Origin of the sequence: Xanthobacter sp. (genome assembly GCF_041911315.1) — a bacterium.
GTDB lineage: Bacteria > Pseudomonadota > Alphaproteobacteria > Rhizobiales > Xanthobacteraceae > Xanthobacter > Xanthobacter aminoxidans.
In genome coordinates this window covers 170930-185897 of record NZ_JAYRPE010000003.1, presented here as the reverse complement: position 1 = coordinate 185897, position 14968 = coordinate 170930, and the positions used below count along the sequence as shown (strand labels likewise).

General features: G+C 66.8%; 17 protein-coding genes. 7 read left to right on the top strand and 10 right to left on the bottom strand.

The window, feature by feature from the left end:
• Positions 1 to 228: 228 nt before the first annotated feature.
• Complete coding sequence (locus tag ACE3QW_RS01620) at positions 229 to 1086, bottom strand: LysR family transcriptional regulator (protein ID WP_374250180.1); 858 nt, start codon at positions 1084 to 1086, stop codon at positions 229 to 231.
• Positions 1087 to 1182: 96 nt separating this feature from the next.
• On the opposite strand from ACE3QW_RS01620, the gene ACE3QW_RS01615 reads away from it, so the two are divergent.
• Together ACE3QW_RS01615 and ACE3QW_RS01610 are read left to right on the top strand one after the other, a co-directional pair.
• The gene (locus ACE3QW_RS01615) at positions 1183 to 1563 is read left to right on the top strand and encodes a tautomerase family protein (RefSeq protein WP_029555726.1); all 381 of its coding nucleotides are present in this window, start codon (positions 1183 to 1185) and stop codon (positions 1561 to 1563) included.
• Positions 1564 to 1699: 136 nt separating this feature from the next.
• Positions 1700 to 2035: a GIY-YIG nuclease family protein gene (locus ACE3QW_RS01610; protein ID WP_374250179.1), complete on the top strand. Its 336-nt coding sequence runs from the start codon at positions 1700 to 1702 to the stop codon at positions 2033 to 2035.
• Between the two features lie 113 nt (positions 2036 to 2148).
• On the opposite strand, the gene ACE3QW_RS01605 is transcribed toward ACE3QW_RS01610, so the two are convergent.
• The 7 genes from ACE3QW_RS01605 to ACE3QW_RS01575 form a co-directional block, all read right to left on the bottom strand.
• Positions 2149 to 3228, bottom strand: a complete 1080-nt coding sequence (locus tag ACE3QW_RS01605; RefSeq protein WP_029555724.1) for a ring-opening amidohydrolase — start codon at positions 3226 to 3228, stop codon at positions 2149 to 2151.
• A gap of 10 nt (positions 3229 to 3238) precedes the next feature.
• The gene (locus ACE3QW_RS01600) at positions 3239 to 4012 is read right to left on the bottom strand and encodes an ABC transporter permease (protein ID WP_024280822.1); all 774 of its coding nucleotides are present in this window, start codon (positions 4010 to 4012) and stop codon (positions 3239 to 3241) included.
• Positions 4009 to 4836, bottom strand: a complete 828-nt coding sequence (locus ACE3QW_RS01595; protein WP_024280821.1) for an ABC transporter ATP-binding protein — start codon at positions 4834 to 4836, stop codon at positions 4009 to 4011. The genes ACE3QW_RS01600 and ACE3QW_RS01595 overlap by 4 nt, the downstream gene beginning before the upstream one ends.
• A complete protein-coding gene (gene allB / locus ACE3QW_RS01590; protein WP_374250178.1) occupies positions 4833 to 6269 on the bottom strand; it encodes an allantoinase AllB in 1437 nt (478 codons plus the stop codon). Before allB ends, ACE3QW_RS01595 begins: the two co-directional genes overlap by 4 nt.
• A 10-nt stretch (positions 6270 to 6279) precedes the next feature.
• A complete protein-coding gene (locus tag ACE3QW_RS01585; protein WP_374250177.1) occupies positions 6280 to 7071 on the bottom strand; it encodes an SDR family NAD(P)-dependent oxidoreductase in 792 nt (263 codons plus the stop codon).
• Between the two features lie 131 nt (positions 7072 to 7202).
• A complete protein-coding gene (locus ACE3QW_RS01580) occupies positions 7203 to 8258 on the bottom strand; it encodes an ABC transporter substrate-binding protein (protein ID WP_374250176.1) in 1056 nt (351 codons plus the stop codon).
• Positions 8259 to 8282: 24 nt separating this feature from the next.
• Positions 8283 to 9041 (bottom strand): cysteine hydrolase family protein, encoded by a 759-nt coding sequence (locus tag ACE3QW_RS01575; protein ID WP_374250175.1) that lies wholly within the window; start codon positions 9039 to 9041, stop codon positions 8283 to 8285.
• Positions 9042 to 9174: 133 nt separating this feature from the next.
• Here ACE3QW_RS01575 and ACE3QW_RS01570 point away from each other — a divergent pair, with 133 nt between their 5' ends.
• Positions 9175 to 10089, top strand: a complete 915-nt coding sequence (locus ACE3QW_RS01570) for a LysR family transcriptional regulator (protein WP_374250174.1) — start codon at positions 9175 to 9177, stop codon at positions 10087 to 10089.
• 28 nt (positions 10090 to 10117) lie between these two features.
• On the opposite strand, the gene ACE3QW_RS01565 is transcribed toward ACE3QW_RS01570, so the two are convergent.
• Positions 10118 to 10516 (bottom strand): ester cyclase, encoded by a 399-nt coding sequence (locus ACE3QW_RS01565; protein ID WP_374250173.1) that lies wholly within the window; start codon positions 10514 to 10516, stop codon positions 10118 to 10120.
• A gap of 85 nt (positions 10517 to 10601) precedes the next feature.
• Here ACE3QW_RS01565 and ACE3QW_RS01560 point away from each other — a divergent pair, with 85 nt between their 5' ends.
• Positions 10602 to 11045: a MarR family winged helix-turn-helix transcriptional regulator gene (locus ACE3QW_RS01560; RefSeq protein ID WP_374250172.1), complete on the top strand. Its 444-nt coding sequence runs from the start codon at positions 10602 to 10604 to the stop codon at positions 11043 to 11045.
• A 55-nt stretch (positions 11046 to 11100) separates the two neighbouring features.
• Here ACE3QW_RS01560 and ACE3QW_RS01555 read toward each other — a convergent pair whose 3' ends face one another.
• On the bottom strand, positions 11101 to 11895 hold the full coding sequence (locus ACE3QW_RS01555; RefSeq protein WP_374250171.1) for a DNA-binding transcriptional regulator: 795 nt from the start codon (positions 11893 to 11895) through the stop codon (positions 11101 to 11103).
• A 307-nt stretch (positions 11896 to 12202) separates the two neighbouring features.
• Between ACE3QW_RS01555 and ACE3QW_RS01550 the strand changes: the two genes are divergently transcribed.
• Genes ACE3QW_RS01550 through ACE3QW_RS01540 form a run of 3 tightly spaced genes read left to right on the top strand, consistent with a single transcriptional unit; the run spans position 12203 to position 14966 of the window.
• Entirely contained in the window at positions 12203 to 13144 is a 942-nt protein-coding gene (locus ACE3QW_RS01550; RefSeq protein ID WP_374250170.1) for a 3-carboxyethylcatechol 2,3-dioxygenase, read from the top strand.
• 43 nt (positions 13145 to 13187) lie between these two features.
• Positions 13188 to 14381, top strand: coding sequence for an acyl-CoA dehydrogenase family protein (locus ACE3QW_RS01545; RefSeq protein WP_374250168.1), 1194 nt, complete (start codon positions 13188 to 13190; stop codon positions 14379 to 14381).
• Positions 14382 to 14390: 9 nt separating this feature from the next.
• On the top strand, positions 14391 to 14966 hold the full coding sequence (locus ACE3QW_RS01540) for a flavin reductase family protein (RefSeq protein ID WP_374250167.1): 576 nt from the start codon (positions 14391 to 14393) through the stop codon (positions 14964 to 14966).
• The last annotated feature ends 2 nt before the right edge of the window (positions 14967 to 14968 follow it).

Here is a 14968-nt window from a genome sequence, read left to right as displayed (position 1 = left end):
GTTAAACTCCTCAGCGCCAATGGTACTTCGTCTCAAGACGCGGGAGAGTAGGTCGCTGCCAGGCCTGCAAAGCACATGTGCAATATGCCCTATCACTATCTCAAAAACCCCCGTCAGATCTCCTGACGGGGGTTTTTGCGTGCGCACGCAAGATCAAGATCCGAGATCGGCGCCGGACGATAATCTTTGTCTCGCAAGTCGATGACATATGGACGCCACGGCACGGATTCACCCCCGGGCCGCGCCCCGGAAGGCGGCCGCCAACGCTGCAAGCGCCTCGCGTGAGGGGCCGTCCTTCACCCGGCTGTGCAGCATGATCGGCTGACGGGGCAGGGGCGGAAGACCGAGCCGCCGGCTCACCTCCATCGAGCCGAAGGGGACCATCCGCGGCGACAGCGCCGCCACTCCCAGGCCCGCCATCACCGCCGCCGCCACCGCCATCACTCCGCCGCCAACAAAAATCTCCCGCCAGTTCACCCCGGCATCGTCCAGAAGCCGACAGGCCAGCGCGCGCACGCCGCACGGCTCGGCCATCGTGGCAATCGGCAGCGGCTCGTCCGGGCGGTGCTGCCAGCCGGGAGCGGCGAACCAGCCGAACTGTTCTTCGGCGATCAGGTTGCCATCGTCCCGATCGGACCTGAGGCGAATGAGCGCGCTGTCGATCTCCCGCCGGTCGAACTGCTGCAGGAGATCGGCCGACGACCCGATCCGGATCTCGATCACAAGCTGCGGATCCTGGCTGTTCATGCGCGCGATCAGGGCCGGAAGCTCGGGGCCGGCGACATGATCGCTGATTCCGATGGTGAGCCGCCGGCGCTGTTCCGAGAGGGAGGCCAGCGTCCGGTCGTGCAGTTCGAGCAAGGCGCGCGCCTGGTCGAGAAAGCTCGCGCCGCGGGGCGACAATTGGACGTAGCGCGGGGTGCGGTCGAACAGGCGGCATCCGAGGCGCCCTTCGAGCCGCTTCAGCTTGAGACTGACGGCCGCCTGGCTCGTGCCCATGGCTTCCGCTGCCCTCGTGAAGCTTTCCAGCTCCGCGATGTGAACGAAGGTCCGGACCGAATCGAGGTCGAGTGGCGGATCAATCATATCAAAATGCTATCTCAGATATGAACTGCGATAGCGTACCAAAAAGAAGCGGCCATTCCTATTGTTTCGACATCGATCAACGGGAAGGAGCCGCACATGCCTCTCACGCACATCTCCCTCAGGGCCGGCAAGCCGGAAACCTATCGCCGGGCGATCTTCGACAGTCTCGCGCGCGCAATGCAGGAGACGTTCAATGTGCCGCGCGACAACCAGTTCATGACCATCACCGAGCATTCGGCCGAGAACTTCCGGTTCGACCCTTCCTACATGGGCATCTCGCGTACTGAAGATGTGGTGTTCATCCAGATCGCCGCGAACGACACCCGCACGGTGGAGCAGAAGAAGGAGATGTTCCGGCGCATCGCCCTCTATCTCAGCGAGAGCCCCGGCCTTCGGCCCGAGGATGTCTTCGTCAACCTCATCGAGGTGAAGAAGGAGAATTGGTCGCTCGGCAACGGCGTGGCCCAGTACGCCTGAGCGTGGGTCCTGGTCCGCACCTGCCTGCAGGGCGGGTGGGGGCCGCCAGCGGTCGAACGGCGAGGTCTCCGTGCGATGCCCTTATTTACCCGGATGAAAAATCAATCTATATCATCCGGGTAAATATGGAGGCGTCATGGACAGGCAGGAGCGCAAGGCGGCCGTCGCGGCCTATCGGCAACGCAAGCCCGCATTCGGGGTCTATGCGATCATCTGCACTGCGACGGGGGAGGTGTGGGTCGGCACCAGCCCCACCGTAGACACGCACAAGAACAGGATCTGGTTCGAACTGGGCATCGGCAGGCACGCCAACGGGGCGCTGCAAGCCGCGTGGCGGGCGCATGGTGCCTCCGAATTCCGATATGAGGAACTTGACCGGCTCCGGGACGACTTCCCCGATCTCGACCGGGACGACGAACTCAAGAAGCGTCGCGCCCTCTGGCAGACGCGGTTGCGCGCCGCATCGCTCTAGCGCGGCATTCTTCAGTCCGGCAGAGCCGGGCACTGGAGAGGCGCCACACGTGGGAAGGCCGGCGCTCGTTCCATGGCAGGGGTGCTTGCTGGGCCGAGATGAAAGCAGGCGAACTACCTGCCTTCTGCCGCCATACGCGCGCCGATGATGGCCACCGGGCCGCCACCATCCGGTCCCTGATGTTCGGCGCCGCCGGAGACATAAATCTCCGTGTGGCCGACCACGCCGGCCAGGGCGCCGGCGACGAAGGCGCGGGCGTGGCGGGTGGAGGAGATGTCGCTGTCGTCCAGCATGGTGTGGCGCTTGCCACGGATAAGGCCGCTGCGGCTCGCCTCGGCCTTGGCGAGTACGATGGTGGCTTCGCCCGGCGCGCCTCCGAGACTGTCGATTGCTTCGCGCACCGGCGCGACATCTATGGCATCTGCCATCACTGCATGAGCGATGACGCGCGGGCCGCTCCAGCTCCTCGACATGCCGAGCACGACGATCTCGTGCCCCAGCAGTTCGATGCCGCTCGAGCAACTGGCGCGGCCGGACCACAGGCCGTAGTCGGCGCAGATGGCAGCGTCGGAAAGCGCATCCTCGGCCACCTCGCCAAGCGCCAGCGCGATGCCGAGCGCACTGGCGCCGCGCGAGAGGCCCATGGATTTCAACGTGTCGGAGGTCGCCGTGGTCGCGCCCCGCTCCTCGGCCTCGCGCACGCGGGCGGCCGTGAGAAGCGGGCACTTCACCTGTACGAAATGGACATCGCCGGCGTCTTTGATGCCGGCGGCTTCCATGGCCCGTCGCACGCCTTCGGCGACCGAGCGCACCTGCCCCATTCGACCGAGATGCTCGGAGGGAAGGTCCGGCGTATGCGCGCGGCCGACGGCGAGGGCAGGGAAGGCGTCGTTCGCATCGGCCTCGGTCACCTCGAAGACCAGCAGGTGGGGCGACATCCCGCCCTCGGTGCCGCCCGACATGACGAGGCACACCTCATCCGCCGCGCCGCCGAGATGAGAGCGCAGGAGCGCCTGCAAGGCGGAGACAGCGAAGCCGCGGGAGAAGTCGTTGACGCAGCCGTTGCCCTCGGTCTTGCCGAAGATGGCGAGGATGCCCTTGGGCGCGATGGCGCCGGAGGCGATGGCGGCGGCAAGACCGGACACGTCGTCGGGGCTCGCCGTGGGGATGCGATGGACCTTGGCAGTGGGCATGGCGCGTGTCTCAGGCGAAGTCCGCCCCGTCCTTGCGCCGCGCCCAGCCGATCACCCGCCCTTCGATGAGGGAGAAGATGGCGTAGAGGCCGACGCCCAGCAGCGCCAGCACGAGCAGCCCGGCGAAGACGAGGGGCACGTCGAAGGAGGAAGAGGCGATCATCATGAGGTTGCCGATGCCCTGGTTCGAGGCCACCGTCTCGGCGATCACCGTTCCGACGAAGGCGAGCGTCACCGATACCTTCAGGGAGGCGAAGAAATAGGGCATGGCGCGGGGCAGGCCGACATTGAACAGGATGTCGAGCTTGGTGGCGCGGAGCGCCTTCATCACGTCCTCCAGCTCCGGCTCCGTGGTGGCAAGGCCGGTGGCGACGTTCACGACGATGGGGAAGAGGCTCATGATCATGGCGGTGAGCACGGCCGGCACCGTGCCCGCCCCGAACCACAGGACGAAGATCGGGACCACCGCCACCTTCGGGATGGAGGAAAAGCCGATCAGCAGCGGATAGCCCGTGTCATAGGCGAGGCGCGAGGAGCCGATGAGAACGCCCAGCAGCACGCCGGAGACGATGCCGAGGGCGAAACCCACCAGCGTGGTGTAGAGCGTCTGCACCGTGTGCGGCCAGATGGCGGGAGCCTGGAGCCAGAGCGTTTCGAACACCTGGCTGGGCCGCGGCAGGACGATCTCCTTGATGTGGAAGATCACGCAGGCGAGTTCCCAGACGACGAAGAAGCCGATGATGACGGCTGCGGAATTGAGGCGGCGGCGCAGGGCGTAGGTCATGCGGCGCTCTCCACTGCGGCGTCGGGCGCGCGGGCGGAGACGATCAGCTCGCGCAGGCGCTGGGTGAGAGAGACGAAGCCCGGCTCGTAGGTCATCTCGATGGTGCGCGGGCGAACGAAATCCACCGCGCAGTCCTCGACAATCCGCCCCGGCCGGGCGCGCATGACGCAGACGCGATTGGCGAGATAGCCGGCTTCCTTGAGATCATGGGTGACGAGCAGCACGGTCGGGCGGCGCGTCAGCCACAGGTCCTGCAGGATGGCCCACAATTCCTCGCGGGTGAACTGGTCGAGGGCGCCGAACGGCTCGTCCAGCATCAGGAGCTGGGGGTCGTGGATCAGGGCCCGGCAGAGCGAGGCGCGCTGGAGCATGCCGCCGGAGAGCTGCCAGGGAAACTTGTCGCCGAAGCCCGCGAGGCCCACCTGCTCCAGCAGGGCATCGGCGCGGTCGCGGAACTCGGTCTTCTTCTTGGCGCGGTACTGCTGGCGGAAGGGCGGCACGATCTTCAGCGGCAGCATCACGTTCTGCCGGATGGTGAGCCACGGCAGCAGGGTCGGGTTCTGGAAGGCCATGCCCACCCGCACCGGCTCCGCGCCCACTTCGCGCTGCGCGACGAACACCCAGCCGGCCGAGGCGGGGATGAGCCCCGTCACCAGCTTGAGGATGGTGGACTTGCCGCAGCCGGAGGGGCCGACGAGGGCGACGAAATCGCCCTTGCCCACCTTGAGATTGGTGGTGCCGAGCGCCTCCACGGTGCGCTCGCCGTGGCCGTAGGTGAGGCGCACGTCCTGGAGGTGGACGAAGGGAGGGGCATCCTCGTTCATGCCGCCGCCTCCGGCCGGTGGGCGATGACGGCCGCCAGGGTTTCATCGGTATGCAGCGGCTTCGCCTCCGGCATCTGCTGGATGGCGTGGACCGAGCGGCCATGCCCCTTCGTGTCCGCCACCAGCGCGCGATCCTTCATCACGAACCGCCCGCGCACCATCGTATGGCGCGGCAGGCCGACCACGCCCCGTCCGTCCCACGGGGAAATCTTGGAGCGGGACTGGAGATCGGCGTCGCGCAGCGTCCAGGCGTGGTCGAGGTCCACGAAGGCGAGGTCCGCGTCGGCGCCGGGCAGGATGGCGCCCTTCTTCGGGTAGAGCCCCCACACCTTCGCCGGGTTCATCGCGCTCCAGCGCACATAGTCGCGGATGTCGTAGCGGCCGGCCGCGACCTCGGTGAGCATGAGCGGCATCTGCGTCTCCACGCCGGGGAAGCCGCAATCCACGCTCCAGATGTCGGCGCGGGTCTTCTCCTCCGGCGTGTGTGGGGCGTGGTCGGTGGCGATCATGTCGATGGTGCCGTCGAGAAGGCCGGCCCAGAGCGGTTCGTTGTTCACGCTCTCCCGCACCGGCGGGTTGACGCGGATGATGCCGCGGCAGCGGGCATAGTCGGCCTCGCCCAGCATGAGGTAGTGCGGGCAGGTCTCGCCCGTGATGTCGACGCCGCGCGCCTTGGCGTCGCGCAGCGGGCCGAGTTCTGCGGCGGAGGAGATGTGCAGGATGTGGATGCGCGCCCCGGTCCATTCGGCAAGGATGGCGGCGCGGGCCACGGCCTCCACCGCCACCACGGCGGGGCGGGAGGCGAGATGGGCGAGGGGGTCGTTGCGGCCACTCTCGGTCAGGCGCTTCTGGCGCCGCTCCATCACCGAATTGGTCTCGGCATGCAGCGAGATGCGCTTGCCGGTGGGCGCCACCCTCTCGAACGCCTCCAGCATCGCCCCCGTGGAGGGCGTCGGGATGCGGCCGAAGGTGTTCCCCATGTAGCACTTGAAGCCGATGATCCCGGCCTCGATCAGCTCCGGTACCTTGTCGATGGTGTCCTCGCCCAGCACCGCATAGAGGCCGTAGTCCACATACGCCTTGGAGGCGGCGATGGCGTGCTTGGCCCTGAGCGTCTCCCCGTCCGCCACGGTGGGGATGGTGTTGGGCATGTCGAACACGGTGGTCACACCACCGAAGGCCGCGGCGGCGGTGCCGCTCTCGAAGTCTTCCTTGTGGGTGTAGCCGGGATCGCGGAAGTGCACATGCACGTCGATGGCGCCGGGCAGAATGTGAAGGCCCGAGGCGTCGAAGGTCTCCTTCGCCTCCGGCATGGCATCGGGCGCGCCGACGGCGACGATGGTCTCGCCGCGGATGGCGATGGAAGCTTCGATGACCGTCTCGGGGGAGACGATGCGCCCGCCATGGATGACGAGATCGACAGGTTCGTTCATGTCATCCTCCTCAGAGCATTGCCCAGCCGCCGTCCACCGGCATGTCGATGCCGGTGAGCTGGCGGGATACGTCGCTGGCGAGGAACAGGCAGGCGTTGGCCACGTCCTCGTCGGTGGTCACGCGGCGCAGGGCATAGTCCGCCGCGTGGCGGGCCATGGCTTCCTCCAGCGTGATGGAGAGCTTCCGCGCCATGTCGGCGCAGACCTTCTCGCGAAAGCGCGGGCCGTCCACCATGCCGGGCTCCACGCAATTCACGTTGATGTTGTGCGGCCCCACCTCCAGCGCGAAGCTCTTGGTGATGCCGCGCAGGCCCCATTTGGAGGCCGAATAGGCCATGCGGCCGGCCCGCCCGCGCATGCCGAAGGTGCCGCCCACATTGACGATCTTGCCATAGCGGCGCTCGATCATGGTGGGCAGCACGGCGCGCATGGTGTGGAAGCAGCCGTTCATGTTGAGGGTGACGATCTCGTCGAACTCCGCCGGCGTCGTCTCCACGCCGGTCTTGCCGATGGGGCCGGAGCCGCCGGCCACGTTGACGAGGATGTCCACCGTGCCGAACGCCTCCACCGTCCGCGCGGCGGCGGCATCGCAGGCGTCGGCGTCGGTCAGGTCGCAGGCGATCACGAGCGCCTCGGCGCCGGCGGCGCGCACCTCGTCGGCGATCGGCGCGATGGCTGCCGTGTCACGGCCGATGAGGGCGAGGCGGCAGCCTTCGGCCCCGAAGGCGCGGGTGATGGCGGCGCCCATGCCCTTGGCGGGGCCGGTGATCAGCGCGACGCGATCCTTGAGCTTGAGATCCATGGGAGGTCCGTTGGGTAGGGGGCGGGCGCCGCTCCGCTCGAGCGCAATCCGATCAAGTTGAAACAACTTGATCGGTGAATCGGAGCGGCGCCGGGTCGGGACGTCGGAACGTCTGGTTCAGAAGAGCCGGTTCAGAACAGCTTCTTGGGCAGGTCCGCCACCGGCGGCAGGAAGGCGGGGTCGAAAATCTGCGAGGCCTTCGGGGTGGTGGGCAGCTTGTTGGCGTCCACCAGGATGTCGATGGACTCCTGCAGGCGCTTCATGTCCACGTTGCCGAGGCCGATCTTGGCGATCTCCGGGTGGTTCATCTCCGCCTTCAGGGTGGCGTCGAGGCGCTCCGTCTCCACCGGGATCTTGATGAGGGGCTCGCGCTTGGCCACGGCGGCCACCGCTGCGTCCGGGTCCTTCAGCGTGTCGATGACGCCCTTGTTGAGGGCGCGCAGGAAGCCCTTGATGGCCTCGGGATTGTTCTTGATGAGATCGGCGGAGACGATGATGCCGTTGGAATAAAGGTCCATGCCGTAGTCGCCGAAGTTGATGTAGCGCAGCTTGTCATCACCGGCGCCGATCAGTTTGGCGGAGAAGCGGATGGTGTTTACATAGCCGAACACCCCGTCCACCTGGCCCTGCATCAGCATCTGCTCGCGCAGGTTCGGCTGCATGTTGGTGATCTTGATGCCGGAGCAGTCGATCTTCGTCAGCTTGCAGAAGGCCGGGAAGAGTTTTAGCGCGCCATCATTGGCCGCGCCGCCGAGCGTCTTGCCTTCCAGATCTTTCGGCGTCTTGATGGGGCTATCCGCCTTCACTGCGATGGTGAAAGGCGGCTGGTTGAACATGATGTAGACGGCGACGGGCGCGCCTTCCGGCTTCTTGGCGGCGAGCTCGATGAGCGCGTTCACGTCGCCGAAGCCCATGTCATAGGTGCCGTTCGCCACCAGCGGCACCGCGGCGCCGGAGCCGTTGCCCTGGTCGAAGGTGACGTCGAGACCCTCGGCCTTGAAGTATCCGCGGTCCTGCGCCAGGAAAAACATGCCCTGCGGGCCCTGATACTTCCAGTTGAGCACCATCTTCAGCTTGGTGTCCGCGAGCGCCGGCAGGCCGGCGGCGGCGGTGGAGGCGACGCCGAGGGCAAGGGCAAGCGCAAGTTTGCTGCATGCGAGGCGTCGCGAGAGTATCCGGAGTGTCATTGTGATGGTCCCGTCTGGCTCTGGTTATTGTTGAGGCTGGTCGGCGAGGGCGGCCATCAGGTCGCCGCTCGAAAGCGTGACGCCGTAGAGCTGGCGCACGAGGAAGAGGATGGCGTCCGACACATAGGCCGGCGAGACGGTGGCGCAGGCGTCTTCCACCAGCAGGCAGCCGTAGCCGCGGAAGCTCGCGTCGCAGAGCGTGGAGAAGACGCAGCGGTCGATGTTCACACCTGAGAACAGCAGCGTGTCGATGCCACGGTTGCGCAGGATGGAGTCGAGCTCGTTGTCGTGGAAGCCGGAGAGGCGATGCTTGTGCACCACGAGGTCGCCCGGCTCCGGCGCCAGCGCGTCGATGGTCGCGGCGCCCCAGTCGCCCTCCACGAGAATGCGTCCCCGCCGTTCCACCGAGGGGTCGGCATAGACGGGCCGCGTGCCCGCGCCCGAAGCCTTGGCGAGGAGCGGGGCCGACAGCTCCGCGCGATCCGCCCGCACGCCCCAGTTCACGAAAATGACGGGCAGGCCCGCCGCGCGGGTCGCCGCTGCCAGAGCCTGAAGGGTCGGCACGATGGCGAGGAGCGGGGAGGGATCGACACCGAGGCGGGGAAACCAGCCGTCGGGTTCGAGAAAGTCGTTCTGCATGTCCACGATGACGAGCGCGGTGCGGGCGAGATCGATCTCGGCCGGCTGCGGCGCGCCGGGGATGGTCACCGGCCGGGGCGTCGGCACGGGACGGGCGAAGCGCAGCGGGGGCCGTTTCAGCGGGGGCTGGTCGGACGCGGACATAAGGAGCGTTCTCGCGACACGCCGGAGAGGAGCTCTCCTGCTGAGAGATGACATTGGCACGACGCAGTGATGCGATCCATTGCCGATTATTCCACATGCTGTAGCCTAAAAGGCTACGATGGGTGGAGACGGCATGCGGCACCTCAGATTCCTGCGCTACATGGACGAGGTGGCGCGCACCGGCTCCATCCGCGGCGCCGCCGACCGGCTCAATGTCACGCCCTCCGCCCTCAATCGCCGCATCATGGATCTGGAGGAGGAACTGGGGCTGAAGCTACTGGAGCGGCGCGCGCGCGGCGTGCGCCTCACCTCGGCCGGCGAGGTCTTCCTCACCTATGTGCGCGAGCAGCTGAACGACGCCGACCGGATGCGCTCGCAGCTCGAGGATTTGCGCGGCCTGCGCCGCGGCACGGTGCGCATCGCCTGCAGCCAGGCGCTGGCGCACGATTTCCTGCCCCGGCAGATCGGCGCCTTCCGCAAGCGCTATCCGCTGATGACGTTCGAGGTGATGGTGGTGGACCACGAGCGGGCCATGGGCCTGCTGGTGGATTATGTGGTGGACCTCATTCTCGTCTTCCGCCCGCCGTTTCTTGGACGCCTGAGGCCGATCATGACCCTGCCGCAGCGGTTGGTGGCGCTGATGAACGCGGACCACCCGCTCGCCCGCAAGACGAAGCTGCGCCTCGCCGACTGCACCGGCCATCCCCTCGCCTTGCCGGAGTTTTCCACCGGCGGGCGGCAGATGATCGAGGAGCGGCTCTCCCGCGCGGGGCTGAAGCTGTCGGTGGCCGCCGAGACCAATTCCTTCGAGCTGCTGCGCGGCCTCGTCGCCCATACCGGCATGATTTCGTTCCAGATCGAGATCGGCGCGGAGCCGGACGCCATGCCGCCCGGCATCGTCGTGCGTCCGGTGGACGAGCGCGACCTGCCGAGCGCCGATCTGGTCTTGGGCCAGCTGCGCGACCGCAACCTGCCGCTCCCCAGCGCCCAGTTCGCCGAGCATCTGGCGGGCGCGCTGCGGGCGCGGATGGAGACGCCGGCGGGGTAGAAGGGGCCTCCGCTTCTCCGCTGCACCCTCATCCGAGCTTCACCGCCCCGATTTGCATGAGGACGCCCAGTCGATCCACCTGCAGCCATGCCCGCGTGAGCTTGCCCTCGTTGGCCTCATAGATTGCAATGCCCTGCTGAGCCGCGACCTTTCCGGTGGGAGGAAAGCCGGACAGCGGGCCAAGCTGCGCCGCCTCGAAACGCCAGCGGACGCATGCCTTTTCACCAACCCCGAACAGATCCTCGATTTCGAAGCGAAGGTCGGGAAAGGCTGCAACCATCCGTTCCACGGTCTGCCGGAACCCGATTGGGCCCTGTTCGCCATTCGATCCGATGAAGGTGTCCGACACATAGTCCGGCAGGCGATCGAGCCGGCGCGGATTGAGGCAATCCTCATAGAGGGATCTCACGAGTTCGGTGGGGGTCATGGCTGCGTTCTCATTGACAGTATGTTGTCAAGTCGCATACATGACAGCCTGTTGTCAATTTGCATCGGTGCTGGGGAAGGCCGCCGTGAATCGCAGGAAGAATGAAAAGCTGAGCCGCTTGGTCTGGGACATCCTTCAGATGTCCAACCGGCTTGTCGAGGCCGGCAACAGGCTCAGCGCCCCTTTCGGCCTGACGGCTGCGCGATGGCAGGTGATGGGGGTGATCGTCCATGACCCTGCGACCGTTGCCGACGTGGCGCGGCGCCTCTCCCAGACCCGGCAGAACGTCCAGCGGCTCGCGGATGAAATGGTGCGCCTCGGGCTCGCGGCCTACCATCCCAATCCGCGGCACGCCCGCGCCAAGCTGCTCGCGCCCACTCCTCAGGGCGCCGACGCCTATCGATTGCTGATGAAGGCGCAGGCCAAGTGGATCGAGGCGCTTTCGACCACCATCCCGGCCGAAGACATCGCGCCCACGCGCTCCCTGCTGGAGGCGCTTGGTTCGGCCTTGGAACGCAGCGGAGACTGAAACCGGATGTCAGTTTGGATCGCGGGCGGCTGTCGCATTCCCGTCCAAAATCCGCCTAGACGGCATCCGCCTTCACGGTCTCGGCTTCCAGAGATCTGACCACCTTGCGCAGCGAGTCCAGATAGCGCGAGGCCGCGACCGCAGTCGTCATCGCCGACGCAATGTAGACCACGCTCAGGCAGCCCAGAAGACCTTGCGCGCTGCGGATCGGAACCGCGATCCCGGCCATCTTCGGCTCTTCCGTCCAGTTCATGTGGTTGAAGCCATATCCCTGCTGCACCACGCGGGCGAGCAGGTCGTTCAGGGCCGGGCGATCGCGGGCCAGCCGGCATTCCATCCGCGGCTGACGGGCGAGGAAATCGATGATGCGCTCGCGCTCATCCGCGGGACAGAAGGCGAGGTAGGCCGTGCCGCTGGCCGTCTGGAGCAGGGGCAGGCGCCGGCCAATCATGGAGCGATGGAACGAGAGCTTGCTGAAGCGGTGGGTGGTCTCGCGCACCACCATGGCGTCCACGTCGAAGGTGCACAGGTCCGTCGGCCAGCCCACCTCCCGCAGCAACTCGCCGAGCAGCGGCGAGGCCAGGGCCGAGATCCAGTGTTCGTCGCGAAAGCCTTCGCTGAGCTCGCGCACTCGAAGGTTCAGGCAATAGCGGCCATCGGACTCGCTGCGCCGGACATATCCCTCCGTCTGCAACGTCTCCAGAAGACGTTGCACGGTGGTGCGATGCAGCTTGGTCAGCTCGGCGAGGCGCGCGACGTTCGCGCCGCCATCCATGCGGTTGAGGACATTGAGGAGCGCGAGCCCCCGGCTGAGCCCCCGGACGTTCTTGTAGCGGCTCGCCTCCGCCATGTGGTTTCACTCCCGACCTTTTCGCCAGCATAGACCAGGCGCGAAACGTTCGGCGCATTGCACGCGCAAAGGCCCGCCGCGCCCCGATCTTTGCCCCGCGCCGATCGGCCTCCGGCTTTCGCGATAGCCCGGAATAATATTTGAAATCAACGATGTGCACCAGGTGCACATCCGAGCGGTTTGACGTTCCGTCTCCGCCGTCGCCGCCCCTACAGTGCACGCATTCAAAATGAAGAACACGACCTGGAGGGGGGAGCTGGCCGCGCGCTGTCGTTGGCCCGCAGCTTCCAAGGTCGAGGGAGCCAACATGACCATCATGCTCAAGTGCCTCTCGCACACGCCTTTGCGCGGCCTGAACGATCCCGCGCCCGAGGTGACTGCGGAAGTCGATGCCGTGCTGGCCCGCGCCCGCGCCGACGTGGAAGCATTCGACCCCGAGCTGATCGTGATCTTCGCGCCGGACCACTATAACGGCCTCTTCTACGACCTGATGCCACCTTTCGTCATTGCAACGGCAGCGGAATCTGTCGGCGATTACATGACGCTGCATGGTCCGCTCTCGGTGGCGCGGGATCTCGCGCTCGACTTGACCCGCTTCGTCCTCGACCACGACGTGGACGTCTCCCTGTCCCATCGCCTTCAGGTGGACCACGGCTGCACGCAGACGCTCGAGGAGCTGACCGGCAGCCTGACCCGCTATCCTGTCATTCCCATCATCATCAATTCCGTTGCCCCGCCCTTTGCGCCCTATCGGCGCGTGCGCCGCCTCGGCGAGGTGGTGGGCGAGTTCATCGCCACCCTCGACAAGCGCGTGCTCGTGGTCGGCACGGGCGGCCTCTCCCATGAGCCGCCGGTGCCGCTGCTGGAAGGCGCGCCGGAAGCCATCGGCGAATTCCTCATCTGCGGCCGCAACCCGACGCCGGAGGCCCGCGCGGCGCGGCAGGAGCGCACCATCGCCGCCGGCAAGATCTACGGCACGGACCTCTCCGCCCAGACGCCGCTCAACGCGGAATGGGACCAGGCCTTCATCGACCTGCTGCTCGGCGGAAAGCTCGATGCCGTGGACGACTTCAGCATCGAGGACATCTCGAAGGAGGCCGGCCGCTCCACCCACGAGGTGCGCACCTGGGTGGCCGCCTTCGCGGCGCTTGCCGCCGCGCGGAACGGATACACCGCCCGCCGCGACTACTACCGCCCGATCAACGAGTGGATCGCCGGCTACGGCGTCATGAGCGCCGGGCCACGCTGACAGCGTGCACGCGACCCCAGCGAGGAACGCCAGGAGAATCAGCATGTTGGACAGATCGAGCTGCACCCCCACCGAGACCGAGATCGTCGCCCGCGCGACGGCCATGATCCCCTGGCTGCGGGAGCAGGCGGAGGCGGTGGAGAAGGCGCGCATGGTGCCGGCCGCCACCATCCAGGCCTTTCAGGATGCCGGCTTCTTCCGCATCCTCCAGCCGCGGCGCTGGGGCGGCTATGAGATGAGCCCCAACGTGCTCAACCGGGTGCTGATGGAGCTCGCCCGCGGCTGCCCCTCCAGCGCCTGGAACGTGATGGTGCTCGGCGTCCACCCGTTCGAGGTGGGCCTGCTCGATCCGCGCTGTGGCGATGAATTGTGGGGCGAGGACCCGACCCGGCTCGTCTCCTCCTCCTACGCCCCCTTCGGCACCGTGACGGCGGTGGAGGGCGGCTACGTGCTCAAGGGCGAGTGGCTCACCTCCAGCGGCTGCGATCATGCCGAGGGCGGCGCCTTCCTCGGCGGTCGCGTCTTGGAGAATGGCGAGCAGGTGTTCCGCTCGTTCTGGGTGCAGAAATCGGATTTCGAGATCGTGGACGACTGGTTCGTCGTGGGTCTCGCCGGCACCGGCAGCAAGAAGCTAGTGGTGCGCGAGGCGTTCGTGCCGGCCTATCGCAGCCATGTCATCGCCGCCTATGGCGAGGAGACCCACGGCCACGTGGAGAACCTCTACAAGATGCCGTTCTTCTACGTGTTCTACGCGGCCGTGTCGTCCGTCATCGTCGGCATGGCCCGCGGCATGGCCGATCTCTACATCGAGCACATGCGGCCGCGTCAGAACCTCAACCAGGCCGTCGGCGCGGCGGTGAACGACCCCTTCATCAAGGCCCGCCTCGGCGAGGCGACCGCGAAGATCCTGGGGGCGGAAACCCGTATCCTGCATAACACCGACGAGGCGTGGAGCTATGCCGAGCGCGGCGAGCTGGTGCCCATCGACGTGCGCGTGCGCCACTTCGCCACCAACCAGTTTACCGGCGGCGAATGCTTTGACGCGGCCCACATGATCTTCAAGAAGACGTCGACGCGCGGCGTCTGGCTCAACAATCCCATGCAGCGCCAGCTGCGCGATATCCTGGTGGGTGCCAACCACATCACCCAGAACCAGGACAATATCGGCGACCTCCTCGGCGGCCAGATGCTCGGCAATCCCATGCCGGCCGCCAATCCCTTCGGCGTGCGCGCCTGAGGCCCGGCCATGACAGAGAACATCAACACACAGACCATCAACCAGCGCCTTGACTGGGCGGCCAGCGAGACCCTGCGCCACCTGCCGACCGCCAGCCCGGATGACCACCGCACCGGCATGCGGCACCTCGCCTCCGGCGTCTCCATCATCACCACGTGCGACGGCGAGACCAAGGTCGGGCTCACCGCCACGGCGGTATGTTCCGTCACCGTCGATCCGCCCCGCATGGTGGTTCTGGTCAACAAGAAAGTGGCCGCGGCCGACAGCATCCTCGCCAGCGGCTCCCTGTGCATCAACGTGCTTTCCGCGGGGCAGGCGCACCTCGCCAAGGTGTTCGCCGGCATGGTGGAGGGCGTGTTCGGCCCCGCCCGTTTCGAGCATGGCACCTGGCAGACCCGCGTCTCCGGCGCACCCGTGCTGGAGGGGGCGCTCGCCACCTTCGACTGCCGGGTGGTGAAGGTGTTCGACGAGAGCACCCACCACGCCTTGCTATGCGAGGTGCTGGATGCCTCCGAGCCGCCGGGCGGCGAGCCCCTGATCTATGTGAACGGCGCCTTCTGCCGCGTCAGCCCCCTGGAATCCTGAGC